The 22,534-nt window shown below is 66.7% G+C and carries 20 protein-coding genes and 5 tRNA genes; 21 read left to right on the forward strand and 4 right to left on the reverse strand.

The window, feature by feature from the left end; all coding sequences use genetic code 11:
- Positions 1–23: 23 nt before the first annotated feature.
- From ACR9ZH_RS10525 to ychF, 8 genes are all read left to right on the forward strand, one after another.
- Complete coding sequence (locus ACR9ZH_RS10525; RefSeq protein ID WP_481290712.1) at positions 24–1,778, forward strand: tetratricopeptide repeat protein; 1,755 nt, start codon at positions 24–26, stop codon at positions 1,776–1,778.
- A gap of 131 nt (positions 1,779–1,909) precedes the next feature.
- A complete protein-coding gene (gene lolB / locus ACR9ZH_RS10530) occupies positions 1,910–2,530 on the forward strand; it encodes a lipoprotein insertase outer membrane protein LolB (protein WP_481290713.1) in 621 nt (206 codons plus the stop codon).
- Positions 2,531–2,679: 149 nt separating this feature from the next.
- Positions 2,680–4,068, forward strand: coding sequence for a 4-(cytidine 5'-diphospho)-2-C-methyl-D-erythritol kinase (gene ispE / locus ACR9ZH_RS10535; protein WP_481290714.1), 1,389 nt, complete (start codon positions 2,680–2,682; stop codon positions 4,066–4,068).
- A gap of 21 nt (positions 4,069–4,089) precedes the next feature.
- Positions 4,090–4,166 (forward strand) — tRNA-Gln (locus ACR9ZH_RS10540).
- Between the two features lie 75 nt (positions 4,167–4,241).
- Positions 4,242–5,180 (forward strand): ribose-phosphate diphosphokinase, encoded by a 939-nt coding sequence (locus ACR9ZH_RS10545; RefSeq protein ID WP_481290736.1) that lies wholly within the window; start codon positions 4,242–4,244, stop codon positions 5,178–5,180.
- Positions 5,181–5,260: 80 nt separating this feature from the next.
- Entirely contained in the window at positions 5,261–5,896 is a 636-nt protein-coding gene (locus ACR9ZH_RS10550) for a 50S ribosomal protein L25/general stress protein Ctc (protein ID WP_481290715.1), read from the forward strand.
- A 1-nt stretch (position 5,897) separates the two neighbouring features.
- On the forward strand, positions 5,898–6,476 hold the full coding sequence (gene pth, locus ACR9ZH_RS10555) for an aminoacyl-tRNA hydrolase (protein WP_481290737.1): 579 nt from the start codon (positions 5,898–5,900) through the stop codon (positions 6,474–6,476).
- 33 nt (positions 6,477–6,509) lie between these two features.
- On the forward strand, positions 6,510–7,601 hold the full coding sequence (gene ychF / locus ACR9ZH_RS10560; protein WP_481290716.1) for a redox-regulated ATPase YchF: 1,092 nt from the start codon (positions 6,510–6,512) through the stop codon (positions 7,599–7,601).
- A gap of 106 nt (positions 7,602–7,707) precedes the next feature.
- Here ychF and ACR9ZH_RS10565 read toward each other — a convergent pair whose 3' ends face one another.
- From ACR9ZH_RS10565 to ACR9ZH_RS10580, 4 genes are all read right to left on the reverse strand, one after another.
- The gene (locus ACR9ZH_RS10565; RefSeq protein WP_481290717.1) at positions 7,708–9,213 is read right to left on the reverse strand and encodes an MBL fold metallo-hydrolase; all 1,506 of its coding nucleotides are present in this window, start codon (positions 9,211–9,213) and stop codon (positions 7,708–7,710) included.
- Between the two features lie 196 nt (positions 9,214–9,409).
- The gene (locus ACR9ZH_RS10570) at positions 9,410–9,793 is read right to left on the reverse strand and encodes an STAS domain-containing protein (RefSeq protein WP_481290718.1); all 384 of its coding nucleotides are present in this window, start codon (positions 9,791–9,793) and stop codon (positions 9,410–9,412) included.
- A complete protein-coding gene (locus ACR9ZH_RS10575; protein ID WP_481290719.1) occupies positions 9,790–10,209 on the reverse strand; it encodes an ATP-binding protein in 420 nt (139 codons plus the stop codon). Before ACR9ZH_RS10575 ends, ACR9ZH_RS10570 begins: the two co-directional genes overlap by 4 nt.
- Positions 10,190–12,103 (reverse strand): SpoIIE family protein phosphatase, encoded by a 1,914-nt coding sequence (locus ACR9ZH_RS10580; RefSeq protein ID WP_481290720.1) that lies wholly within the window; start codon positions 12,101–12,103, stop codon positions 10,190–10,192. Before ACR9ZH_RS10580 ends, ACR9ZH_RS10575 begins: the two co-directional genes overlap by 20 nt.
- A gap of 100 nt (positions 12,104–12,203) precedes the next feature.
- On the opposite strand from ACR9ZH_RS10580, the gene ACR9ZH_RS10585 reads away from it, so the two are divergent.
- From ACR9ZH_RS10585 to rpoB, 13 genes are all read left to right on the forward strand, one after another.
- Positions 12,204–12,689, forward strand: coding sequence for an acyl-CoA thioesterase (locus ACR9ZH_RS10585; protein ID WP_481290738.1), 486 nt, complete (start codon positions 12,204–12,206; stop codon positions 12,687–12,689).
- A gap of 115 nt (positions 12,690–12,804) precedes the next feature.
- Positions 12,805–12,890 (forward strand) — tRNA-Tyr (locus tag ACR9ZH_RS10590).
- A 17-nt stretch (positions 12,891–12,907) separates the two neighbouring features.
- Positions 12,908–12,981: transfer RNA gene (locus ACR9ZH_RS10595), tRNA-Gly, on the forward strand.
- 26 nt (positions 12,982–13,007) lie between these two features.
- Positions 13,008–13,083: transfer RNA gene (locus ACR9ZH_RS10600), tRNA-Thr, on the forward strand.
- 63 nt (positions 13,084–13,146) lie between these two features.
- A complete protein-coding gene (tuf, locus tag ACR9ZH_RS10605) occupies positions 13,147–14,337 on the forward strand; it encodes an elongation factor Tu (protein ID WP_481290721.1) in 1,191 nt (396 codons plus the stop codon).
- Between the two features lie 90 nt (positions 14,338–14,427).
- Positions 14,428–14,503 (forward strand) — tRNA-Trp (locus tag ACR9ZH_RS10610).
- 13 nt (positions 14,504–14,516) lie between these two features.
- Positions 14,517–14,912 carry a preprotein translocase subunit SecE gene (gene secE / locus ACR9ZH_RS10615; protein ID WP_481290722.1) on the forward strand — a complete coding sequence of 132 codons (396 nt, stop codon included), beginning with the start codon at positions 14,517–14,519 and terminating at the stop codon, positions 14,910–14,912.
- Positions 14,913–14,920: 8 nt separating this feature from the next.
- Positions 14,921–15,481 (forward strand): transcription termination/antitermination protein NusG, encoded by a 561-nt coding sequence (gene nusG / locus ACR9ZH_RS10620; RefSeq protein WP_167125943.1) that lies wholly within the window; start codon positions 14,921–14,923, stop codon positions 15,479–15,481.
- A gap of 201 nt (positions 15,482–15,682) precedes the next feature.
- Positions 15,683–16,111: a 50S ribosomal protein L11 gene (rplK, locus tag ACR9ZH_RS10625; RefSeq protein WP_247369617.1), complete on the forward strand. Its 429-nt coding sequence runs from the start codon at positions 15,683–15,685 to the stop codon at positions 16,109–16,111.
- A 3-nt stretch (positions 16,112–16,114) separates the two neighbouring features.
- Positions 16,115–16,822: a 50S ribosomal protein L1 gene (gene rplA, locus ACR9ZH_RS10630; protein ID WP_481290723.1), complete on the forward strand. Its 708-nt coding sequence runs from the start codon at positions 16,115–16,117 to the stop codon at positions 16,820–16,822.
- Positions 16,823–17,178: 356 nt separating this feature from the next.
- Positions 17,179–17,703, forward strand: coding sequence for a 50S ribosomal protein L10 (gene rplJ / locus ACR9ZH_RS10635; protein ID WP_481290724.1), 525 nt, complete (start codon positions 17,179–17,181; stop codon positions 17,701–17,703).
- Positions 17,704–17,749: 46 nt separating this feature from the next.
- Positions 17,750–18,124: a 50S ribosomal protein L7/L12 gene (gene rplL, locus ACR9ZH_RS10640; RefSeq protein ID WP_072324088.1), complete on the forward strand. Its 375-nt coding sequence runs from the start codon at positions 17,750–17,752 to the stop codon at positions 18,122–18,124.
- A 227-nt stretch (positions 18,125–18,351) separates the two neighbouring features.
- Complete coding sequence (rpoB, locus tag ACR9ZH_RS10645) at positions 18,352–22,521, forward strand: DNA-directed RNA polymerase subunit beta (RefSeq protein ID WP_481290725.1); 4,170 nt, start codon at positions 18,352–18,354, stop codon at positions 22,519–22,521.
- The last annotated feature ends 13 nt before the right edge of the window (positions 22,522–22,534 follow it).

The following is a 22,534-nucleotide window of genomic DNA, read 5'->3' on the forward strand; positions in this document are numbered from 1 at the left end:
GCGCTTGCAGGTGCCTGACGGGAATGACGGAGAGTAGTGTGCTGAGCGGTCGGTCGAAGTTCAAGCAAGTGCGGCATTTGGGAGCCCTGGCGCTGCTGGCGGCGCTGGCAGGCTGCGTCACGGCGCCCCCGGTGGAGGCGCCCAAGGCCACCCGCACCGGCGTCCAGCCCCTGGACCGGCTGAACGTGGCGATCGTCCCGCCCGAACGGGACCTCCAGGCCCTGCTGATGGCGGGCGATTTCGCCCTGGCCGCCAACGATCTCAAGGCCGCCTCGGATGCGTATACCCAGGCGACGCTGCTCAGTGAGGACTCGAAGGTGGCCGCCAGGGCCACCGAACTTGCCCTCGCGGTGCATGACCAGGCCGCGGCCGCCAAGGCGGTGGATCGCTGGGCCGCCCTCGGCGCGAAGCCGGCGGAACTGGCTTCCGCCCGCGCCCGCATGGCCCTGGCCCGGGGCGACACCGCGGAAGCGCAGCGCCAGCTCGAGGCCCTGGTCGCGACGGGCGATCCCGATGCATGGCGCGAATTCGGCCGGATCCTGGTGAGCGGCCGCGATCCCGCCCAGGCAGGCGTGCTGCTCGAGCGCATCGCCACGCCGCAACGCCTGCCGAACGACGCCACCGCCTGGCTGGCCATGGCCGAGCTGGGCGAGAACCTCGGCCGCCACGACTACGCGAAAAAGATCGGCGAGGCCGCGCTGGCCCGTTTCCACAACGGCACCACCTATGCCTGGGCCGGGCAGCAGGCCTTCCAGGCCGGCGACAAGGCCGGCGCGCGGAAGCTGTTCGCCAAGGCGGTGGAGCGTGAGCCGAAGAACGCGCGGCTGCGCATGGCCTACGCCACCTTGCTGGTCCAGCTGGGCGAGCGTGGTGCGGCAACGAAGCTGCTCGCCACCGGCGCGCAGAACCCCGACACGTACGCGATGCGCCTGAGCCTGGCTGCACGCGCGAATGACAAGGCAGCCGTCCGCAAGCTCTATGACGAGATCCGCCGGCAGTCCGACGACGTGCAGACGGAGAACGCCTTTACCCTCGGCCAGATGGCGGAGTTGCTCGACAAGCAGGAGGACGCGCTGGACTGGTATGCCGCGGTGAGCGACGACGACCCGCGCATCTTCGATGCGTCGGTGCGCAGCGCGGTGGTGCTGCACCAGCAGGGCAAGGACGACGATGCCCACGAGATCGTGGCCGAACTGCAGACGACGTACGCCGACCGGCCCGAGCAGCTGCTCAAGGCCTTCGCGGTGGATGGCGAGCTGTACATGGACGCCCGCCGTTTCGACGCAGCCGCCGACGCGTACAGCAAGGCACTGCGGGTGAAGCCCGACGACACCGACATGCTCTACGGCCGCGGCCTCGCCTACGCGGAGGCGGGGCGGGTCGACGATGCCGTGGCCGACTTCCGCAAGATCCTGGAACTGAAGCCCGGCGACGTCGAAACGAGCAACGCGCTCGGTTACACGCTCGCCGACAACGACCGCGACCTGGGCGAGGCGCAGAACCTGATCCAGGCCGCTCGCGCGGCGCGACCCGACGATCCCTCGGTGGCCGATTCCTGGGGCTGGCTGAAGTTCCGCCAGGGCGAGCTCGACCAGGCCGAGCGCACGCTGCGCGACGCCTGGGCCCAGCGCAAGGACGCCGACATCGGCGTCCACCTCGCCGAAGTGCTCTGGACCCGGGGCCGGCACGACGAGGCGCGCAAACTCCTCAACGAAGTGCGCCGGATCGATCCGAAGAATGCCGCGCTGGAAAAGACCGAGCGGAAACTGCGCCCCTGAAGCACGCGCTGTAGGAGCGCGCCTTGCGCGCGACTGCCTTTCGCTCCAGTCCCCAACCAAGCCAGCGCGCCAGCTCCAAGCCCCGGCCTCAAAACATGTCGCGCGCAGGCGCGCTCCTACATGGACCTCGTATGACGCTTCGTAAACTGATCCGCTGCACGACGTTCGTCCTCCCGCTCCTCCTCGCCGCCTGCGCCACCACGCGCGCGCCTGTACGCCAGCAGGGCGACGCGGTCACGCTCGGCTTGCAGGAGCAGCGCGAGAGGGCGCTGGTCGATATCGACCACTGGACCCTCGAGGGCCGGCTCTCCGTCTCCAACGGGAAGGATTCCGGCTCCGGCGGCCTCACCTGGCGGCAGGACGGCGAGCATTACGAATTCACCGTGCGCGCCCCGGTCACGGGACGCAGCTTCCGTCTCACGGGTGGCCCCGGCGGGGCCGAACTCGAAGGCCTGGATGGCGGCACGCGGCGCGGGCCGGACGCGGAATCGCTGATGGCGGGCGCGGTGGGCTGGCAGATCCCGATGAGCGAGCTGAAGCGCTGGGTCCTGGGGCTGCGCGCGGACGGCGGTCCCGCCGATATCGCCTTCGGCGCGGACAAGCTTCCGTCGCGCATCGTGCAGGATGGCTGGACGGTGGATTACCGCCAGTGGGATGCCGCGCGCCAGCCGGCGATGCCCGTGCGCGTGTTCGCGGAGAAGGCGCCGTTCAAGGTGCGGCTGTCCATCGAAGCGTGGACCTTCGGGAATTAGGAGCGCGCGCCGCGCGCGCTGAGCTTTTCGCGCCAGTTCCCGGAGTCGGCGCGCCAGCTCAAAATCACAGCCTCAAAACATGTCGCGCGCAAGGCGCGCTCCTACCCGCGCGATCGTATACTTTGGCGCTTACGATCGACGGCACTCCGATGCACTTCACCATCGCCCGCGCCAGCGACGACGACGCCGAGCGCCTGTGCGCCATTGAGCGTGCCGCCGTTGAGCTTTTTCGTGGACACGAGGCGTGGCTTTCGTATTCCGGCATGGCGCTGCCGGTGGACACCGTGCGCGAGCTGATCGCGCGGGGCCTCGTCTGGGTCGCCGTCGTGGACGGGGACGTGGTCGGCTTCGTCTGCCTCGATACCGAGGGACCGCGCGAGGCCATCGGCATTGCCGAAATCGACGTGCTGCCGGCTTTCGGCGGAAAGGGCATCGGGGCCGCGCTGCTGGAACACGCCTGCGCCTGGGCCCGCGAGGCCGGTTATGCCGCGATCGACCTCGGCACCCTCGCCGACGTGCCCTGGAACGCGCCCTTCTACGCGAAGCACGGCTTCGCGGTGGTCGACAAGCACGCTCCCGAGTTCGCCGACGCCCTGGCGCGGGACCGCGAGAATGGTTTCCCGGATCATCTGCGCGTGTTCATGAGCCGCCCGCTGGCGCCCTTGGCTCAGGGTGACTGGACCGCCTGGCCAGCCCCGGCCAAGCTCAACCTGTTCCTGCGCATCGTCGGCCGCCGCGACGACGGCTACCACGAACTGCAGACGGTGTTCCGCCTGCTCGACTGGGGCGACGAGGTCCGCCTGCGCGTGCGGGCGGATGGCGTCATCGGTCGTCCAACGCCGGTTCCCGGGGTCCCCGAGGAGACAGATCTCACGGTACGCGCGGCGCGGCTGCTTGCCGCCGAGACGGGCACGCCGCTGGGTGCCGAGATCGCCGTTTCAAAGCGCATACCCATGGGCGGCGGACTCGGCGGCGGCAGTTCGGATGCCGCCAGCGTGCTGGTCGGCCTGAACACGCTATGGGGGACGGGCCTCTCCGAGGATGCGCTGGCCAGCCTGGGCCTGAAGCTGGGCGCCGACGTGCCGGTGTTCATCCGCGGACGGTCCGCCTGGGCCGAGGGGGTGGGGGAACGCCTTTCCCCGATGCGCCTCCCACGCCGCTGGTACGTGGTGGTGGACCCCCACGAACACGTCCCTACGGCCGCCTTGTTCGCGGCTCCCGAATTGACACGTCAGGCCCCGCGGGCGACAATTTCATCCTTTGTTTCCGGGGATTCGGCGGAAAACGCCTTCGAGCCGGTGGTCCGTGCGCGCCATCCGCGGGTGGCCGCGGCGCTGGATTGGCTGGGCGGCTTCGGTCGCGCCCGCCTGTCCGGCAGCGGCGGCTGCGTGTTCCTGGAAACGAGAACCCACGAGGCGGCGCTAGGCGTCGCCTCGCGCTGTCCCGGGGGCTTCACCGCCCATGTGGCGGCGGGTGTCGATCCTTCGCCGCTGCTGCTGGCACGGAGCCGGATCGAGGCAAGGGGCATCGTGTCGTAAGGACTCGCCGGAACGAATTGTTGGGGCGTCGCCAAGCTGGTTAAGGCACGGGATTTTGATTCCCGCATGCGCAGGTTCGAATCCTGCCGCCCCAGCCACCGTTCGCGGTGGCGAAGACGAACCAACCACTCTAGCCAGACGCCAGGAGTTCCTTCGTGGATACGTCCACCCCGATGTTGTTCACCGGCAATGCGCATCGCGCACTTGCCGACGATGTCGCCGCCCGTCTCGGCATTCCGCTGGGCAAGGCCCTCGTCGGCCGGTTCAGCGACGGCGAGGCCCAGATCGAGATCGAGGAAAACGTACGCAAGCAGGAAGTGTTCGTCATCCAGCCGACGGGCGCGCCAAGCGCGGAGAACCTGTTCGAACTGCTGGTGCTGATCGACGCGCTCAAGCGCGCCTCGGCCGGCAGCGTCACCGCGGTGATGCCGTATTTCGGCTACGCCCGTCAGGACCGCCGCCCGCGTTCGGCCCGCGTGCCGATCACGGCGAAACTGGCGGCGAAGATGATCGCCACGGCCGGCGCCGACCGCGTGCTCACGATCGACCTGCACGCGGACCAGATCCAGGGATTCTTCGATATCCCGGTAGACAACGTGTACGCCTCGCCGGTGCTCCTGGCCGACATCTGGCGTCACCACAGCATGGACGACCTGATCGTGGTCAGCCCCGACGTCGGTGGCGTGGTGCGTGCGCGTGCGCTCGCCAAGCGCCTTGACGACGCCGACCTCGCGATCATCGACAAGCGCCGCCCGAAGGCGAACGTGGCCACGGTCATGAACATCATCGGCGACGTTGAGGGCAAGACCTGCGTCCTGGTCGACGACATCGTCGATACGGCCGGCACGCTCTGCGCCGCCGCGGTCGCCCTGAAGGAAAAAGGCGCCCGCAAGGTCGTCGCCTACTGCGTGCACCCGGTGCTCTCGGGCGCCGCCATCGACAACCTGGAGCACTCCCAGCTCGACGAGCTGGTGGTGACCAATACGCTGCCGTTGCGCGACAACGCCCGTAACTGTGCGAAAATCCGCCAGTTGTCGGTCGCGGAACTGCTTGCGGAGACGATCCGCCGCATCGCTTTCGGCGAGTCGGTCAGCTCGCTCTACATCGACTGAACGCATCACTTTCGGGCTCCCCTGGTCGCGGGGGAGTCCTTTACCCACCGCCGCGAGGCGGTTTACTTGAGGCAACACCAATGGCTACCAATCATCAGCTCACGGCCACGAGCCGCAGTGTGGAAGGGAAGGGTGCGAGCCGCCGCCTTCGCGCCGCGGGTTACGTGCCGGCGATCGTGTACGGCGCGGGCGAAGCCCCGCAGGCGATCCAGGTCCTCCACAACGACGTGCTGCTCGGCTCGCGTTATGAGTCGTTCTACTCGTCGGTGATCGACCTGACCGTCGACGGCAAGTCCCAGAAGGTCCTGATCAAGGACTGGCAGAAGCACCCGTTCAAGCAGCTCATGCTGCACATGGACTTCCAGCGCGTGAACGAGAACGAGGCCATCCGCGTCGCCGTTCCCGTGCACTTCCTGAACCAGGAGAAGTCCCCGGCCGGCAAGACCGCGGGCCTGGTGATCTCGCACAACCTGACGGAAGTGACGGTCTCGTGCCTGCCGGGCAACCTGCCGGAGTTCATCGAGCTCGACCTCGCCAACCTGAAGGCCGGCGACATCGTCCACCTGTCCGACCTCAAGCTGCCGGCCGGCGTGGAAATCCCGGAACTGGGCCTGGGCAAGGAGCACGACGTCGCCGTCGTCACCGTGGCCTCGATCCAGGAAGAAGTCGATCCGGCCGCCGAGGGTGGCGAAGCCCCGACCGAAGAGAAGAAGTAAGCTGGCGACACTTCGTCTTATCGTCGGCCTCGGCAACCCCGGGGCCGAATACGTCAGGACCCGGCACAACGCCGGGTTCTGGTGTGTCGACGCCCTGGCCATGGACCAGGGAGAGCGCTGGGCCTTCGACGGCAAGCTGCATGGCGAAACCTGCAAGCTGCGCATCGCCGGCGAAACCGTCTGGCTGCTCAAGCCCGCCACGTTCATGAACAAGAGCGGCATCGCCGTCGCCTCGGCGTTGCGCTACTACAAGATCGCGCCGGAGGAGTGCCTCGTCGCCCACGACGAACTGGACCTCCCGCCCGGCACCGTCCGCATGAAGTTCGACGGCGGCCACGGCGGCCAGAACGGATTGCGCGACATCATGGCCCACCTGGGCCACGGTAAGTTCCATCGCCTGCGGGTCGGCATCGGCCACCCCGGGCACAAGGACAAGGTCACCCCGTGGGTGCTCGGCCGCCCGAGCGCGGCTGACGAAGACGCCATCATGCACGGCATCGGGCGCGCGTTCGACGTGCTGCCGCTGGCGCTGGAAGGCAAGTTCGACGAGGCGATGAAACGCCTGCACACGGTCGCCTGACCCCACCCCACACCAACCGGACACAGATTCGCCATGGGCATCAAATGCGGCATCGTCGGCCTGCCTAACGTCGGCAAGTCCACCCTCTTCAACGCGCTGACCAAGGCCGGCATCGCCGCCGCCAACTTCCCGTTCTGCACGATCGAGCCGAATACCGGCATCGTGCCCGTGCCTGATCCGCGCCTGGACGAGCTGGCGGCGATCGTGAAGCCGCAGAAGGTGATTCCCACCACCATGGAATTCGTCGACATCGCAGGCCTCGTGGCCGGCGCGTCGAAGGGCGAAGGCCTGGGCAACAAGTTCCTCGCGCACATCCGCGAAACCGATGCCATCGCGCACGTCGTGCGCTGCTTCGAGGACGGCAACGTCATCCACGTGGCGAACAAGGTCGACCCCATCGCGGATATCGAGACCATCGACACCGAGCTGGCGCTGGCCGACCTCGAGTCCGTGCTGAAGGCGCTCGACCGCGCCACGCGCTCTGCGAAGGCGAACGACAAGGACGCGCTGGCGCGCAAGCCGGTGCTCGAGAAGCTCGCCAAGGCGCTCGACCAGGGCAAGTCGGCCCGCTCGGCCGGCCTCGACGCCGAGGAAAAGGCGCTGGTCCGCGACATGTTCCTGATCACCATGAAGCCGCTGATGTACATCGCGAACGTCGCGGAAGACGGCTTCGAGAACAATCCGCACCTGGACGCCGTGCGTGCGCGCGCCGTCGAAGAGGGCGCGGAAGTGGTGCCGGTGTGCGCCGCCATCGAGGAAGAGCTCTCGCAGCTTGACGACGCCGACCGCGACGAGTTCCTGAAGGACCTGGGCTTCGACGAACCGGGCCTCAACCGCGTGATTCGCGCCGGTTACCGGCTGCTCGGCCTGCAGACCTACTTCACGGCGGGCGAGAAGGAAGTCCGCGCGTGGCAGGTCCGCGCTGGCTCCACCGCGCCGCAGGCCGCGGGCGTGATCCATACCGACTTCGAGCGCGGCTTCATCCGTGCCGAAACGGTCGCCTACGACGACTACATCAAGTTCAAGGGCGAGCAGGGCGCGAAGGAAGCCGGCCGCCTGCGCCTGGAAGGCAAGGACTACCTCGTCAAGGAAGGCGACGTGCTGCACTTCCGCTTCAACGTCTGACCCCAAGCCCGTCGTGCCTGCGAAGGCAGGCACCCGGCGTCTTGGCGTCCGGAGGCACGTCGCCCAGCCGGCGATGAAGTCGCGTCTTCGCAGGAGCGACGGATGCTCAGAGGCCGGCGTCCTTCACGGCCTTCGCCAGCACCTCCCAGCCGGTGGGTCGCATGTGCATGCCGATCATCTTCAGGCCCGCCGTCGGAATCGGCGTCGCTTCGATCGAGCGCTTCGCCTCGAACAGCGCTTCCGGTTGAACCAATGCACCGTTCGGTCCCAGTGGCATCAGCATCTCGCCGGTGTGCAGCAGGTGCGCGTCGGCGATCCAGGTCATTTCCATGGGCTGTTCGCCCTGGCTGATGGGGTAGAGGACGATGGCGTTGTGCCCGTGTCCAATGGCGGTGGCTTTCGAGACCGGGCGGATGTCGGGGGGCGTCGGATGCAGGGCCAGCGCGTCGGGAAGGAGCGTGTGTGGCGCAGAGAGGATCTTCCGCACCGTCGCTTCGTTACGGTCGCGCACGTAGATTGGGATGCCGCGCGCGGCGTATTCGCGCACGCCGGCTACATGCCAGTAGAACGCCGTGGACGTGACCAGTGCCTTCACCGGCATGTGCGGGAAGCGGCGCGCCGCCTCGTCGAGGACCTTGCGCGAATATGCATCGGAAATGGGCGCGTCGAGGATCACCAGGCCATCGTCCTGGCGCACGATGGTGCTGAACCATGAGCCCGGAATCTGTACCACGTCGGGGGCGATTTCCGCGATGGGCGCGTGCGGGTCGGGCGCGAACCCGACGGGGTGTCCGAGGGCGAGATCGTCCACCGTCGTATGCACCGGCGTGGCGTCCGTCGCGGGCATGTCGAACGCCTTGCCGTCGAGGGTATCGTCCAGCTTCACGCCGGTGCGGATGCTCGTGCGCAGGAGCGTACCGTTGCGGTAAAGGTCGGATTGCACCGGGTAGCGCACCCCGCCGAAGACGGCGTAGTTCATGAGATCCACGCGGTCCCGGATGTCGCCCAGGGCGTTATAGGCGATGTCTTGTCCCGTCGCTCGGCGCAGTACCCGGGTGGTCTCGATGGCGCTCGGCAGGTCGGTGGTCGCGTCGATGAACAGCCGCACGGGATAAGGCCCCACGTGGAACGACACGACGTGCTGCGGGATGCCGTGGGGCGACGCGTCGGCTTCGCGGATGAGGTCTTTCGCCTTTTCGGCCGCCAGCAGGACGGCGACGGGTTCGTCCATGTTCCACGCCGGTGCGGCATCGAGGCGCGTGGTTCGCGGCGCTTGGCCGTTGAACACCATGTCGGTCCGTTCTTCGACAGGTGTCCTCAGGATTCGTGTATGCAGTGAGGCCGGTGCCGCGCCGGCGCCGACCTGGCTTTCGTCGGTAAGGCGCCTGCCGCCGCGCAGGTCGTCGATTTCCGTGGCGTTCGACGCCCCCTCGAACACGTACGGCGGGTCGGCGTGGTCGAACTCGACGATGTCCCAGTTCGCATTGATCGTCTCGGTACGCAGGCAGGCGGCGTCGTGCAGGTCGTGCTTCTGGCCCATGGCCTTGAGCGCGCGCTCGACCAGCGCGTGCGCGTCGACGTCTGCGGCGTGCGCGGGAGTCGTGAGCGCCACGGCGGCCGCGAGGACGGGGAAAAGCCTGAGAGGAGCAGGGAATCGCATGGACGGCCCTCGAAGGAAGATTCGGGGCGATTCTGCGGGACGATTCACGGACCGCCCCCGGAAAAGGGGCCAAAGTCATTTTTTCCGGGACGAGCGGCAACTGTGAGGGGTGGCCTGCGAAGCAGGGCTCTGCGCGGCTTTCCTTTCTTCAGCCGCCTGGCGCGGCTATCTGCCGCTGCATGTGATCGAGGTAATGATCGAGCTCGCCCACGTTGGCGAACACCTCGGCCACCGGCACCGCCTTCACGATGTCGAAAACCTTCTTCACCTGCGGCTGCGGATTGAGCAGCAGGGTGCGCCCATCGCGGTCGTGCAGCTGCCTGCGCAACTGGGCGAGGCTGCGGAGGCCGGCGCTGCTGATGTATTCCAGTGCCGACAGGTCGATCACCAGCGTGCCGCCGTTGTCGACGAGCGGCGTGATGTCGCGCAACGCCTCGTCGAAGGCCGCGTAAGTCGCCGCGTCGAGCCGGCCTTCCAGCCACACGGTGCTGCGGTCGGGACTGGGGCTTTCGCTGCGGACGATGAGGGTCATGTGGCGGGCTCGTCGGAAGGGTCGAAGCGGATGACGACACGGTTGCCGTGTGCGTCGCGTGCATAGTGGAAAGCGCTGGCGATGCTGCGGGCCAGGTGCAGGCCGAGACCGCCGATCTCGCGCCTGGCGATGTCGCCGGGCAGGTCGGGAGGTTCGTGTTGCAAGGGGTCGAAGGGCATGGCGTCGTCACGCAGTTCGAGATGGACCACGTCGGCCTCGACTTCGAGGCGGATATCGATGCTGCCGTCCCGGCCGTCGGGGTAGCCGTGGCGCACGGTGTTCACCAGCAGCTCCTCGAGCACCAGGCGAACGTCCGCGCGGCAGGAGGCGTCGACCTCGGCGCGGTCCAGTGCACCCTCGGCCCTGTCCAGCGCGAGGAACACGTCCTCGAGCCGGTTAGGAATGCGCAACCGCATCGAAGCGGACTCCCGCGGCACCGCTGTCGTGCCAGGTGAGCGCAAGCAGCGCGATATCGTCGTAGGCCGGTGCGCCATCGACATAGGCGTCGACGTCACCAAGAACCTTTTCCACGTAGGTTTCCGGCGTGGCGCCGTCCTCGATGCGCGAGACGCTGTCCAGGATGGCGTGCGTCCCGTACAGGCGCTGGTTGGCCGCATGCGCCTCGCTGACGCCGTCGGTGTACATGAGCACGGTGTCGCCCCCAAGCAACGTGAGTACGCGTACAGGGTAGCGCGCTTCGCGATCGAGGCCGAGTGCCGGGCCGGTTTCGACGTCGACGAGGGTCGCGCTGCCGCCTGCGTGGAGCACGGGCTGCTCGTGCCCGGCGCTGGCGAGCGAGAGGAGGCCGGTCTCGGTCTCCACGACGCCGCAGAGCAGGGTGACGAACATGCAGGTGTCGTTGCCCTTGCACAGTTCGCGATTGAGCGCGCCGAGGATTTCGCTGGGCGAACGCGCGTGGGTGGCGAGGGTGCGGGCGAGGGTGATGGTGCGCGCCATGAACAGCGCCGCCGGGATGCCCTTGTCGGAGACGTCGCCCACCATGACGCAGACATGCCGCGCGCCGAGCGTGAAATAGGTATACAGGTCCCCGCCCACGGCGCTTGCCGGACGCAGCGCGGCGTGGACCTCCACGCGGCCGTCGGCGGCGAGCCAGTGCGGTTCGGGGATCAGGGCGAGCTGGATCTGCCGGGCGATCTCCAGTTCGCTGGCCATGCGCTCCTGCTCGCGGGCGATCTGTTTGGCGCTGTCGATGTGGCCGGCGAGCTGGTGGCGCATCTGGTCGAAGGCCCGGGTCAGGCGGCCCACTTCGTCCTTGCGCCGGACCTTGGGCAGGGGGAAGTCCAAGTGCCCGCGCGCGACGTCTTCCGCGCGATCGGAAAGGATCGCCAGGGGTGCCATCAGCCGGCGGGTGATGGCGAGGGCAAGCAGCGACACGCCGGCGAGGGCCAGCAGGCCCAGGAGGATGTCCACGTAGTAGGTGTGGCGCAGGTCCGCGAGCACCTCGCGCTCGGGCATGGTGAGGCCGAAAGTCCACGTGGTGCCGGGAATCTTCACGAAATAGACCCAGACCGGCTCGCTGACCCGGCCGCCCATCTGGGGCGTGATCCGGACGGGATTGCGTCCCTCGGCGAGGGCCTGCCGGAACGGCTTGCTGCCGCGCGTGCCGACGTACGAGGTCCAGTCGTGGGCGAGGAAGATGCCGTCGGCGTCGACGACGAAGGCGGAAGCGTGGTCCGGCTTGTTCAGCTCGCCGAGCAGCTTCTGCAGCCAGTCGATGCTGATGGTGGCATCGGCCACGCCGACGACCGGCAGCTTCTGGCCCGGAATGGCTACCGAGTAGCCCACCAGCGTATCGCTGCGTCCTACCGAGTGGAACGGCGCCTGCCAGCAGCCGCGGTCGCAGTTGAGGCCGCGGACGAACCAGGGCGAGGTCCAGTAGACCTCGGGATCGTCCAGCCGACTGCCCATGCTGAGCCTGCCGTCGATGGCCCGCCGGGCCACCGGCGCGTCCGCCGGGCGTGGGGCGGCCGTGTCGCGGGGGATGAAGGCGGCCGTGATGTCCACGAGTTCGGGATTGACGGCGAGGGTGTCGCGGATGAGCGCCGGCGCCTCGTCGCGCCGCGTGGCGAGGATCCCGGCGAGGACCCGGGCGACCCGGGACACGTTGTCAAGGCGCCCCTGGATCCTCGTCGCGGCCCAGCCGGAGACGGCGGCCGCCTCGCGCTGGGTCTGGTCGAGGATCTGCTCGCGGGTATGCGTGAGCATCAGCCCCCCGGTCACGACCAGGACGAGCGCCGAACCCAGGAGCACGCTCAGGGCGAGGCGCGAGGCGACGCTGCGAAGGACCATCGGGGCACTCCCGTAGTTCGTGGCTCGAATCTATGCCGGCCCGGGCGACCCGACAAGCTGCCGGAACGTCATAATGAGACTTTCCCAGCAAGGTCACCCCATGCCCGGCACCCAGCGCGAAGTCGAATTCCGTTTCCTGGCCCAGCCCACCGATGTGAACTTCGGCGGCAAGGTTCACGGCGGCATGGTCATGAAATGGCTCGACCAGGCCGGTTACGCCTGCGCGGTGGGCTGGAGCGGGGCCTATTGCGTCACCGCCTCGGTGAGCGGCATCCAGTTCCTGGCGCCGATCCTGATCGGCGACCTGGTGACCGTGCGGGCGCGGCTGATCCATACCGGCACCTCCAGCATGCACCTCGCCGTGGACGTGCTGGCCCGCGACCTGCGCACGGGCGAGCAGCGCCTGGCCACCAGCTGCGTGATGGTCTTCGTGGCCCTGGACAAGCCCGATGGCGGCAAGCCCACCCCGGTGCCGCCGTGGAAGCCGGTCGAAGAGAAGGACCTGCGCCTGCAGGAGTACGCGATGAAGCTCATGGAAATGTCGCGCGCGATGGAACCGCTCGTGCTGGCGACGCGCGACGCCTGAACCTGTGGGAGTCGCTTCAGCGGCGAAAAGCCCACGGGGCGATGAGGCGGGAAATCACATGTGCAGAAGTTGTTGACAGCCCCACGGACGGCCGCGACAATAGGCGTTCTTTGTTGGAGGAATACCCAAGCGGCCAACGGGGGCAGACTGTAAATCTGCTGGCTTACGCCTTCGGTGGTTCGAATCCACCTTCCTCCACCAGACGAGTTCCGCGCAGTGCGGGAGTAGTTCAATGGTAGAACTTCAGCCTTCCAAGCTGATTGTGCGGGTTCGATTCCCGTCTCCCGCTCCATTGTTCATACGCGCGTTGCGTCACGTGCTCATGTAGCTCAGTCGGTAGAGCACTTCCTTGGTAAGGAAGAGGTCGCTGGTTCGATTCCAGTCATGAGCACCATCTTCGTCGTCCGCGGCGGTTCCTTTTTTACTATCTCATTGGCTCCAGCGGAGTTTAACGCTCATGGCAAAGGGTAAGTTCGAACGCACCAAGCCGCACGTCAACGTCGGCACCATCGGTCATGTCGATCACGGCAAGACCACGCTGACGGCCGCGCTGACGAAGGTCGGTGCCGAGCGCTTCGGTGGCGAATTCAAGGATTACAGCTCGATCGACGCGGCGCCGGAAGAGAAGGCGCGCGGCATCACGATCTCCACGGCCCACGTGGAATACGAATCGCCGAACCGTCACTACGGTCACGTCGATTGCCCGGGCCACGCCGACTACGTCAAGAACATGATCACCGGTGCCGCCCAGATGGACGGCGCGATCCTCGTGTGCTCGGCCGCTGACGGCCCGATGCCGCAGACCCGCGAGCACATCCTGCTCTCGCGTCAGGTCGGCGTGCCGTACATCGTGGTGTTCCTGAACAAGGCCGACATGGTCGACGACGCCGAGCTCCTCGAGCTCGTCGAGATGGAAGTCCGTGAACTGCTGTCGAAGTACGAGTTCCCGGGCGACGACACCCCGATCATCGCGGGTTCGGCCCGTCTCGCCCTCGAAGGCGACCAGTCCGACATCGGCGTGCCGGCGATCATCAAGCTCGTCGAAGCCCTCGACACCTGGATCCCGACGCCGGAGCGCGACATCGACAAGCCGTTCCTGCTGCCGGTCGAAGACGTGTTCTCGATTTCCGGTCGCGGTACCGTGCTGACCGGTCGCGTCGAGCGCGGCATCGTCAAGGTGGGCGACGCGGCGGAAGTCGTGGGCCTGCGCGACACCCAGACCACCACGGTCACGGGCGTCGAGATGTTCCGCAAGCTGCTCGACCAGGGTCAGGCCGGTGACAACGTCGGCGTGCTGGTCCGCGGTCTGAAGCGTGAAGACGTCGAGCGCGGCCAGGTGCTGGCCAAGCCGGGTTCGGTCACGCCGCACACCGAGTTCGAAGGCGAGGTTTACGTGCTGTCGAAGGACGAGGGTGGCCGTCATACCCCGTTCTTCAGCAACTACCGTCCGCAGTTCTACTTCCGCACCACCGACGTCACGGGCTCCATCAAGCTGCCGGAAGGCACCGAGATGGTGATGCCGGGCGACAACGTGAAGATCAGCGTCACGCTGGGCTTCCCGATCGCGATGGACGAAGGCCTGCGCTTCGCCATCCGTGAAGGTGGCCGCACCGTCGGCGCCGGCGTGGTCGCGAAGATCATCAAGTAAGAACGATGCCGGTCCCTCGGGGCCGGCAGCCGGTCGCGGGGCGGGCAGGTCATCGACCGCCCGCCTTCGCGGTTCCACTGTTTCACCTGTACGCCAGTAGCTCAATTGGCAGAGCAGCGGTCTCCAAAACCGCAGGTTGGGGGTTCGAGTCCCTCCTGGCGTGCCACTCCCGAGTCCGCATGAATACGAAGGCACAAGAAGCCAAGGGTATGGGCCCGGCCGATCTCGGCAAGCTGGCGCTTGCGCTGGTCGTGCTCGTCGCCGGCATCGTCGGTTTCTACTATTTCAGCGATAACCCCAACGTGCCGTCCTTCGCGCGCGTCGCGGGCGTCATCGCCGCCGTGGTGGCCGCTCTGGCCATTTCCGCCTTCACGGTTCCGGGTCGCAAGCTGCGCGGCTTCGTCGCGGAGTCGCAGTTCGAAATGCGCAAGGTCGTCTGGCCGACGCGCGACGAAACACTGAAGACCACCGGCGTCATCCTGGTGGTCGTGGTCATTCTTTCGCTGCTGATGGGCCTCATCGACTGGTTGTTGAAGTCGGTCGTGCTCGATTGGCTGCTTAAGCTCGGACATTGAGGTAAGGCATGAGCAAGCGCTGGTACGTGGTTCACGCCTATTCGGGGTTCGAGCAGCAGGTTCGCAAGGCCCTGGAAGAGCGCGTCAAGCGCGAGGGCATGGAGGAAAAGTTCGGTGAAATCCTGGTCCCGACCGAGGAAGTCATCGAGATGCGCGGCGGCCAGAAGCGCCGCAGCGAGCGCAAGTTCTTCCCCGGTTACGTCCTGGTCCAGATCGAGACCGATACGAGCGGCAAGACCCCTCGCATCGACGACGAATGCTGGCACCTGGTCAAGGAAACCCCGAAGGTCATGGGTTTCATCGGCGGCACCGCCGACCGTCCCCACCCGATCCGCGACAGCGAGGCCGATGCCATCCTGAGCCGCGTGCGCGAAGGTGTGGAGAAGCCCCGCCCCAAGGTCCTCTTCGAGCCGGGCGAGATGGTGCGCGTCACCGATGGTCCGTTCAACGACTTCAACGGCGTCGTCGAGGAAGTCAATTACGAAAAGAGCCGCCTGCGCGTCGCGGTGCTAATTTTCGGTCGTTCTACCCCGGTCGAGCTCGAATTCGGCCAGGTGGAGAAGGCCTGACGGCCCTCTGACCGGTCTGGCCGGTCCTCCGGCACACGGTTTGCATAGCCGGTGTGAGGAGCCTATAATGCCCGGTTCACGCTGGAGACTTGTGCTCCGGCGTGTCCGTGTTTCAGGGGTTCGCAGGCGCGGGCCCACCACACTCCAGGGACGGTCTACAGCGAGGAGCCGCAAGGCGCCAGCACTCGCGAGGAAAGATAAATGGCAAAGAAAGTCATCGGTTACATCAAGTTGCAGGTGAAGGCCGGCCAGGCCAACCCGTCGCCGCCGGTCGGTCCGGCGCTCGGTCAGCGCGGCCTGAACATCATGGAGTTCTGCAAGGCGTTCAATGCCGCCACGCAGAAGCTCGAGCCGGGTCTCCCGATCCCGGTCGTGATCACGGCCTACTCGGACCGTACCTTCACCTTCATCACGAAGACCCCGCCGGCCTCGATCCTTCTCAAGAAGATCACGGGCGTGGCCAAGGGCTCGCAGAAGCCGAACACCGACAAGGTGGGCAAGGTCACGCGCGCCCAGCTCGAGGACATCGCGAAGCAGAAGGAGCCGGATCTCACGGCTGCCGATCTCGATGCCGCCGTGCGCACGATCGCCGGCAGCGCGCGTTCCATGGGTCTGGTGGTGGAGGGTTAAGACATGGCAAAGCTCACCAAGCGTATGAAGGCCGCTTCGGCCGCCGTGCAGCCCGGCAAGACCTACGGTCTCGACGAGGCGCTGAAGATCGTCAAGGACAACGCCAAGGCGAAGTTCGCCGAGTCGGTGGACGTCTCCGTCCGCCTCGGCATCGATGCCAAGAAGTCCGACCAGGGCGTCCGTGGCTCCTCGCTGCTGCCGCACGGCACCGGCAAGACCGTTCGCGTGGCCGTGTTCGTGCCGCCGGGTGAGAAGGCCGACGCCGCCCTCGCCGCCGGCGCCGATGCCGTCGGCATGGACGACCTCGCCGAGAAGATGCAGGCGGGCGACCTGAACTACGGCCGCGTCATCGCCACGCCGGACGCCATGCGCGTCGTCGGTAAGCTCGGCCAGGTGCTCGGTCCCCGCGGCCTGATGCCGAACCCGAAGGACGGCTCGGTCACGGCCGACGTCGCCACGGCGGTGAAGAACGCCAAGGCCGGCCAGGTCAAGTTCCGCAACGACAAGGGCGGCATCATCCACGCCACCATCGGCAAGGCGAGCTTCGAAGCCGCCCAGCTGGCCGACAACCTCAATGCGCTGCTCGCCGATCTGCTGAAGGCCAAGCCGGCCGCGGCGAAGGGCCAGTACATCCAGAAGGTGTCGCTGTCGAGCACCATGGGCGTAGGCGTGCCGGTCGATACGTCCAGCGTGACCACCTCGGCCAAGTAAGTGTTACGACCCTCTGCCGGCGCAGCCGGCGGAGGGCACGTTTTTGAGGGCAGCCCCGGCAGCGGAAACGCGATCCGGGGCAGCCGTCAAAGACCGTAGGCGCGGAAAGCGCGCGACGACGACGGGCAGGGAGCTCGTGCTGGCAAGGAAACGCCGTCGTCGGCAGCGGATTCGCTTAATCGGAGGCCTGCATGGCTCCGGCCTGCGCAGATGGTGCAGCCCCTTCTGGCATTCGTTTCGAATCTGGAAAGGCCACCACCCCCCCCCCGGGATGTGAGCATCCCCGACGTCAGGACGATGTCGCCCAGGACCGCAAGCGGCAGGAGTCGTGAGCGGAGTTCAATTGGAGGAGTGCAATGGCTCTCAATCTGTCCCAGAAGCAAGAAGTAGTCGCCGAGCTGGCAGAAGTCGCCGCGAAGGCTCACTCCTTGGTCGCCGCCGAATACGCGGGCACCACGGTCTCCCAGATGACCGCGATGCGCAAGAAGGCCCGTGAGTCGGGCGTGTTCCTGAAAGTCGTCAAGAACACGCTCGCCGCCCGTGCCGTGGCCGGTACCGAATTCGAGGTCGTCAAGGACGCCCTGGTCGGTCCGCTGCTCTATGCGTTCTCGACCGAGGAACCGGGCGCCGCTGGCCGCCTGATCAAGGAATTCGCGAAGACCAACGACAAGCTCAAGCCGAAGGTCGTCTCCATCGAGGGCAAGCTGTTCGATGCCGCGCACGTCGACGTGCTCGCATCGCTGCCGACCCGCGAAGAGGCCCTGGCCATGCTGGCCCGCGTGCTGGCCGAGCCGGTCACGATGTTCGCCCGCGCCATCAAGGCCGTCGCGGACAAGCAGGGTGGTGGCGAAGTCGCCGCCGAAGCCCCGGCCGAAGCCTGATCTCGACTTTTTCTATTCGAAACCCCATTTCAGAAGGTAAGAAACAATGTCCACCCTGACCACCGAACAGATCGTTGAAGCCATCAAGGCCAAGTCCCTGACGGAAATCATGGAGCTGGTGAAGTCGATCGAAGACACCTTCGGCGTCTCCGCCGCCGCCCCGGTCGCCGTTGCTGGCCCGGCCGCTGCCGCCGGCCCGGCTGCCGAAGCGCAGACCGAGTTCGACGTGATCCTGAAGTCCGCCGGCGACAAGAAGGTCGACGTGATCAAGGCCGTCCGCGCCATCACCGGCCTGGGCCTGAAGGAAGCCAAGGACCTCACCGAGGCCGGTGGCGTCGTGAAGGAAGCGGCTTCGAAGGAAGATGCCGAGAAGTTCAAGAAGGACCTCGAAGCTGCCGGCGCCACGGTCGAACTCAAGTAATCGGCGCCTTGCGCGCCAGCTGTTCGACATAGCGTCAAGCGAGCCTGGGGGCGTAAGCCCCCGGGCTTTGGCCGTTCCACAGGCCATGTTCCACGTTCCATGCTCCGTCCCGTCGGAAATGGGACATCGGGAGTCGAGGGCAGATCTTGCCCTGCGGTACGAATCCCGATCTCCGATTTTCGATTTACCCGTTCTTTGATCGACCCATTACCGAGGCGGTACCCACCATGACCTACTCGTTTACCGAGAAGAAGCGCATCCGTAAGGACTTCGGCAAGCGGCCCCCCGTGCTGGGCGTGCCCAACCTGCTGACGATCCAGACCGACTCGTACAAGGAATTCCTGCAGGAGCAGGTGAACCCCAAGGCGCGCGAGGACAAGGGCCTGCACGCCGCGCTGAAGTCGGTGTTCCCGATTTCCAGCTACTCCGGCAACGCCGCCCTCGAATACGTTGACTACCGGCTCGGCGAGCCGGCGTTCGACGAGCGCGAGTGCCGCAACCGCGGCATGACGTTCGGCGCGCCGCTGCGCACCACCGTCCGCCTGGTCATCTACGACAAGGACAGCCCGGCCTCGAAGAAGGCCGTGAAGTACGTGAAGGAGCAGGAGGTCTACATGGGCGAGATCCCGCTCATGACCGAGACCGGCACCTTCATCATCAACGGCACCGAGCGCGTCATCGTCTCGCAGCTGCACCGTTCGCCGGGCGTGTTCTTCGACCACGACCGCGGCAAGACGCACAGCTCGGGCAAGCTGCTGTTTTCGGCCCGCGTCATTCCTTACCGCGGCTCGTGGCTCGACTTCGAGTTCGATCCGAAGGACGCGCTGTTCACCCGTATCGACCGTCGCCGCAAGCTGCCGGTGACGGTGCTGCTGCGCGCGCTCGGTTATACGAACGAGGAGATGCTGAGCATCTTCTTCGAGCACAACGTGTTCCACCTGGGCAAGAAGGGTGGGGTCACGCTCGACCTCGTCGCCGAGCGCCTGCGCGGTGAAACCCTCTCGTTCGACCTCGTGGTCGACGGCAAGGTGCTGGTCGAGGCCGGCAAGCGCATCACCGCGCGTCACGTGCGCCAGCTCGCCAACGAGAAGATCGCCACGCTCGAAGTGCCGGACGACTATCCGGTGGGCCGCATCGTCGCGATCGACATGGTCGACAAGGACACCGGCGAGATCATCGCCGCGGCCAACGACGAACTGACCCTCGAGCACCTCGAGCGCTTCCGCAAGGCGGGCATCGAGACGGTGCCGACGCTCTACGTGAACGACCTCGACCGCGGCGCGTACATCTCGCACACGCTGCGCATCGACAACACGCGCACGCAGCTCGAGGCCCTGGTCGAGATCTACCGGATGATGCGTCCGGGCGAGCCGCCGACCAAGGACGCCGCGCAGAACCTGTTCTTCAACCTGTTCTTCACCTTCGACCGCTACGACCTCTCGGCCGTCGGCCGCATGAAGTTCAACCGCCGCGTCGGTCGCAAGGACGTGGTCGGCCCGGGCGTGCTGTACGACCACAAGTACTTCGCCGAGCGCAAGGAAGAGGAGGCCCAGCGCCTCGTCGCCGAGCAGGGCGAGACGTCGGACATCCTCGACGTGCTGCGCGTGCTGATCGACATCCGCAACGGCACCGGCACGGTCGACGACATCGACCACCTGGGTAACCGCCGCGTGCGTTCGGTCGGCGAAATGGCGGAGAACACCTTCCGCATCGGTCTCGTCCGCGTCGAGCGCGCGGTTCGCGAGCGCCTGTCGCTGGCCGAATCCGAGGGCCTGACGCCGCAGGAACTGATCAACGCCAAGCCGGTCGCGGCGGCGGTGAAGGAGTTCTTCGGCTCCTCGCAGCTCTCGCAGTTCATGGACCAGAACAACCCGCTGTCCGAAGTGACCCACAAGCGCCGCGTGTCGGCGCTCGGACCGGGCGGCCTGACCCGCGAGCGCGCCGGCTTCGAAGTGCGCGACGTGCATCCGACCCACTACGGCCGCGTCTGCACCATCGAAACCCCGGAAGGCCCGAACATCGGCCTGATCAACTCGCTGGCCGTGTACGCCCGCACCAACGCCTACGGCTTCCTCGAGACGCCGTACCGCAAGGTCGAGAACGGCAAGGTCACCGACAAGGTCGACTACCTCTCCGCGATCGAAGAGGGCGACCACGTCATCGCGCAGGCGAACTCGCCGCTCACGAAGGACGGCAAGTTCATCGAAGACTTCGTGTCCTGCCGCTTCCGTGGCGAATCGGAGCTGCGTCCGTCGTCCGAGATCAACTACATGGACGTCTCGCCGATGCAGACCGTGTCCGTGGCGGCGGCGCTCGTGCCGTTCCTCGAGCACGACGACGCGAACCGCGCGCTCATGGGCGCGAACATGCAGCGCCAGGCCGTCCCGACCCTGCGCAGCCAGAAGCCGCTCGTCGGCACCGGCATCGAGCGCGCCGTGGCGCGCGACTCGGGCGTGACCGTGTCGGCCCGCCGCGGCGGCGTCATCGACCAGGTGGACGCGGCGCGCATCGTCGTGCGCGTGAACGAGAACGAGGTCGGCGACGATGACGCCGGCGTCGATATCTACACGCTCACGAAGTACACCCGCTCCAACCAGAACACCAACCTCAACCAGCGCCCGCTGGTGAACGTGGGCGACGTGGTGGCGGTGGGCGACACGCTGGCGGACGGTTCCTCGACCGACCTCGGCGAGCTCGCGCTCGGCCAGAACATGCTCGTCGCGTTCATGCCGTGGAACGGCTACAACTTCGAAGACTCGATCCTGATCTCCGAACGCGTGGTGCAGGAAGACCGCTACACCTCGATCCACATCGAGGAACTGACCTGCATCGCCCGCGACACCAAGCTCGGTGCCGAGGAAATCACGGCCGACATCCCGAACGTGGGCGAGCAGGCGCTCGCGCGCCTCGACGAGTCCGGCATCGTGTACATCGGTGCGGAAGTGAAGGCCGGCGACATCCTCGTGGGCAAGGTCACGCCGAAGGGCGAGAGCCAGCTCACGCCGGAAGAAAAGCTGCTCCGCGCGATCTTCGGCGAGAAGGCGTCCGACGTGAAGGACAGCTCGCTGCGCGTGCCCCCGGGCATGGACGGCAACGTCATCGACGTGCAGGTCTTCACCCGCGACGGCATCGAGAAGGACAAGCGTGCCAAGCAGATCGAAGAGACCGAGCTGAAGCGGATCCGCAAGGACCTCGACGACCAGTTCCGCATCCTCGAGGGCGCGATCTACGCCCGCATGCGCTCGCAGCTCGTCGGCAAGACCGCCATGAGCGGCCCGGCCGGCCTGAAGCGTGGCGCCACCATCGACGACGCGTACCTGGACGGCCTGAAGAAGGACGACTGGTTCAAGATCAACGTCAAGGAAGAGGAAGTCTCCGAGTTCCTCGAGCGCGCGGCCGAGCAGGTCAAGCGCCACAAGGAGAACTTCGACAAGCGCTTCAAGGAGAAGCAGGGCAAGATCACCCAGGGCGACGACCTCGCGCCGGGCGTGCTCAAGATGGTCAAGGTCTACCTGGCCGTCAAGCGCCGCATCCAGCCGGGCGACAAGATGGCCGGCCGCCACGGCAACAAGGGTGTCGTGTCGATGATCGTGCCGGTCGAGGACATGCCGTTCTCCGCCGACGGCCGTCCGGTCGACATCGTGCTGAACCCGCTGGGCGTGCCTTCGCGTATGAACATCGGCCAGATCCTCGAGGTCCACCTCGGCTGGGCCGCGAAGGGCCTGGGTCACAAGATCGAAGCCATGATCGAGGCCAACGAGCGTCCGGCGAAGCTGCGCGAGTTCCTGGACGAGGTCTACAACCACGGCAACGCCGGTGCGGAAGGCGCGGTGCGTCACGTCGACCTCAAGTCGATGTCCGACCAGGAAATCGTCGCCCTGGCGAACAACCTCCGCGACGGCGTGCCGATGGCGACGCCGGTATTCGACGGTGCCGAGGAGTCCGAGATCAAGCACATGCTGAAGCTCGCCGGCCTGCCGGAATCCGGCCAGACCGTGCTCTTCGACGGCCGTACCGGCGAGGCGTTCGATCGCCCGGTCACCGTCGGCTACATGCACATGCTGAAGCTGAACCACCTCGTCGACGACAAGATGCACGCGCGTTCGACGGGTCCGTACTCGCTCGTCACCCAGCAGCCGCTGGGCGGCAAGGCGCAGTTCGGCGGCCAGCGCTTCGGCGAAATGGAAGTCTGGGCGCTCGAAGCCTATGGCGCGGCGTACACCCTGCAGGAAATGCTGACCGTCAAGTCGGACGACGTACAGGGCCGCAACCAGATGTACAAGAACATTGTGGACGGCAACCACGAAATGGCCGCGGGCATGCCGGAATCCTTCAACGTACTCGTGAAGGAAATCCGCTCGCTCGGCATCGACATCGAACTCGAAGAGATCAAGTGATCGTCGCGGCTAC

It is taken from the genome of Luteibacter sp. SVR4-7G (genome assembly GCF_056755555.1).

What these genes read in the sequence shown, in the direction of transcription:
- ispE (WP_481290714.1), top strand. Translation starts at nt 2,680, where the DNA reads ATGCACTTCACCATCGCCCGCGCCAGCGACGACGACGCCGAGCGCCTG.
- ACR9ZH_RS10545 (WP_481290736.1), top strand. Translation starts at nt 4,242, where the DNA reads ATGTTGTTCACCGGCAATGCGCATCGCGCACTTGCCGACGATGTCGCC.
- ychF (WP_481290716.1), top strand. Translation starts at nt 6,510, where the DNA reads ATGGGCATCAAATGCGGCATCGTCGGCCTGCCTAACGTCGGCAAGTCC.
- rplJ (WP_481290724.1), top strand. Translation starts at nt 17,179, where the DNA reads ATGGCTCTCAATCTGTCCCAGAAGCAAGAAGTAGTCGCCGAGCTGGCA.
- ACR9ZH_RS10525 (WP_481290712.1), top strand. Translation starts at nt 24, where the DNA reads ATGACGGAGAGTAGTGTGCTGAGCGGTCGGTCGAAGTTCAAGCAAGTG.
- nusG (WP_167125943.1), top strand. Translation starts at nt 14,921, where the DNA reads ATGAGCAAGCGCTGGTACGTGGTTCACGCCTATTCGGGGTTCGAGCAG.
- rplK (WP_247369617.1), top strand. Translation starts at nt 15,683, where the DNA reads ATGGCAAAGAAAGTCATCGGTTACATCAAGTTGCAGGTGAAGGCCGGC.
- ACR9ZH_RS10585 (WP_481290738.1), top strand. Translation starts at nt 12,204, where the DNA reads ATGCCCGGCACCCAGCGCGAAGTCGAATTCCGTTTCCTGGCCCAGCCC.
- ACR9ZH_RS10575 (WP_481290719.1), bottom strand. Translation starts at nt 10,209, where the DNA reads ATGCGGTTGCGCATTCCTAACCGGCTCGAGGACGTGTTCCTCGCGCTG.
- ACR9ZH_RS10580 (WP_481290720.1), bottom strand. Translation starts at nt 12,103, where the DNA reads ATGGTCCTTCGCAGCGTCGCCTCGCGCCTCGCCCTGAGCGTGCTCCTG.
- ACR9ZH_RS10570 (WP_481290718.1), bottom strand. Translation starts at nt 9,793, where the DNA reads ATGACCCTCATCGTCCGCAGCGAAAGCCCCAGTCCCGACCGCAGCACC.
- rplL (WP_072324088.1), top strand. Translation starts at nt 17,750, where the DNA reads ATGTCCACCCTGACCACCGAACAGATCGTTGAAGCCATCAAGGCCAAG.
- rpoB (WP_481290725.1), top strand. Translation starts at nt 18,352, where the DNA reads ATGACCTACTCGTTTACCGAGAAGAAGCGCATCCGTAAGGACTTCGGC.
- lolB (WP_481290713.1), top strand. Translation starts at nt 1,910, where the DNA reads ATGACGCTTCGTAAACTGATCCGCTGCACGACGTTCGTCCTCCCGCTC.
- secE (WP_481290722.1), top strand. Translation starts at nt 14,517, where the DNA reads ATGAATACGAAGGCACAAGAAGCCAAGGGTATGGGCCCGGCCGATCTC.
- tuf (WP_481290721.1), top strand. Translation starts at nt 13,147, where the DNA reads ATGGCAAAGGGTAAGTTCGAACGCACCAAGCCGCACGTCAACGTCGGC.
- rplA (WP_481290723.1), top strand. Translation starts at nt 16,115, where the DNA reads ATGGCAAAGCTCACCAAGCGTATGAAGGCCGCTTCGGCCGCCGTGCAG.
- ACR9ZH_RS10550 (WP_481290715.1), top strand. Translation starts at nt 5,261, where the DNA reads ATGGCTACCAATCATCAGCTCACGGCCACGAGCCGCAGTGTGGAAGGG.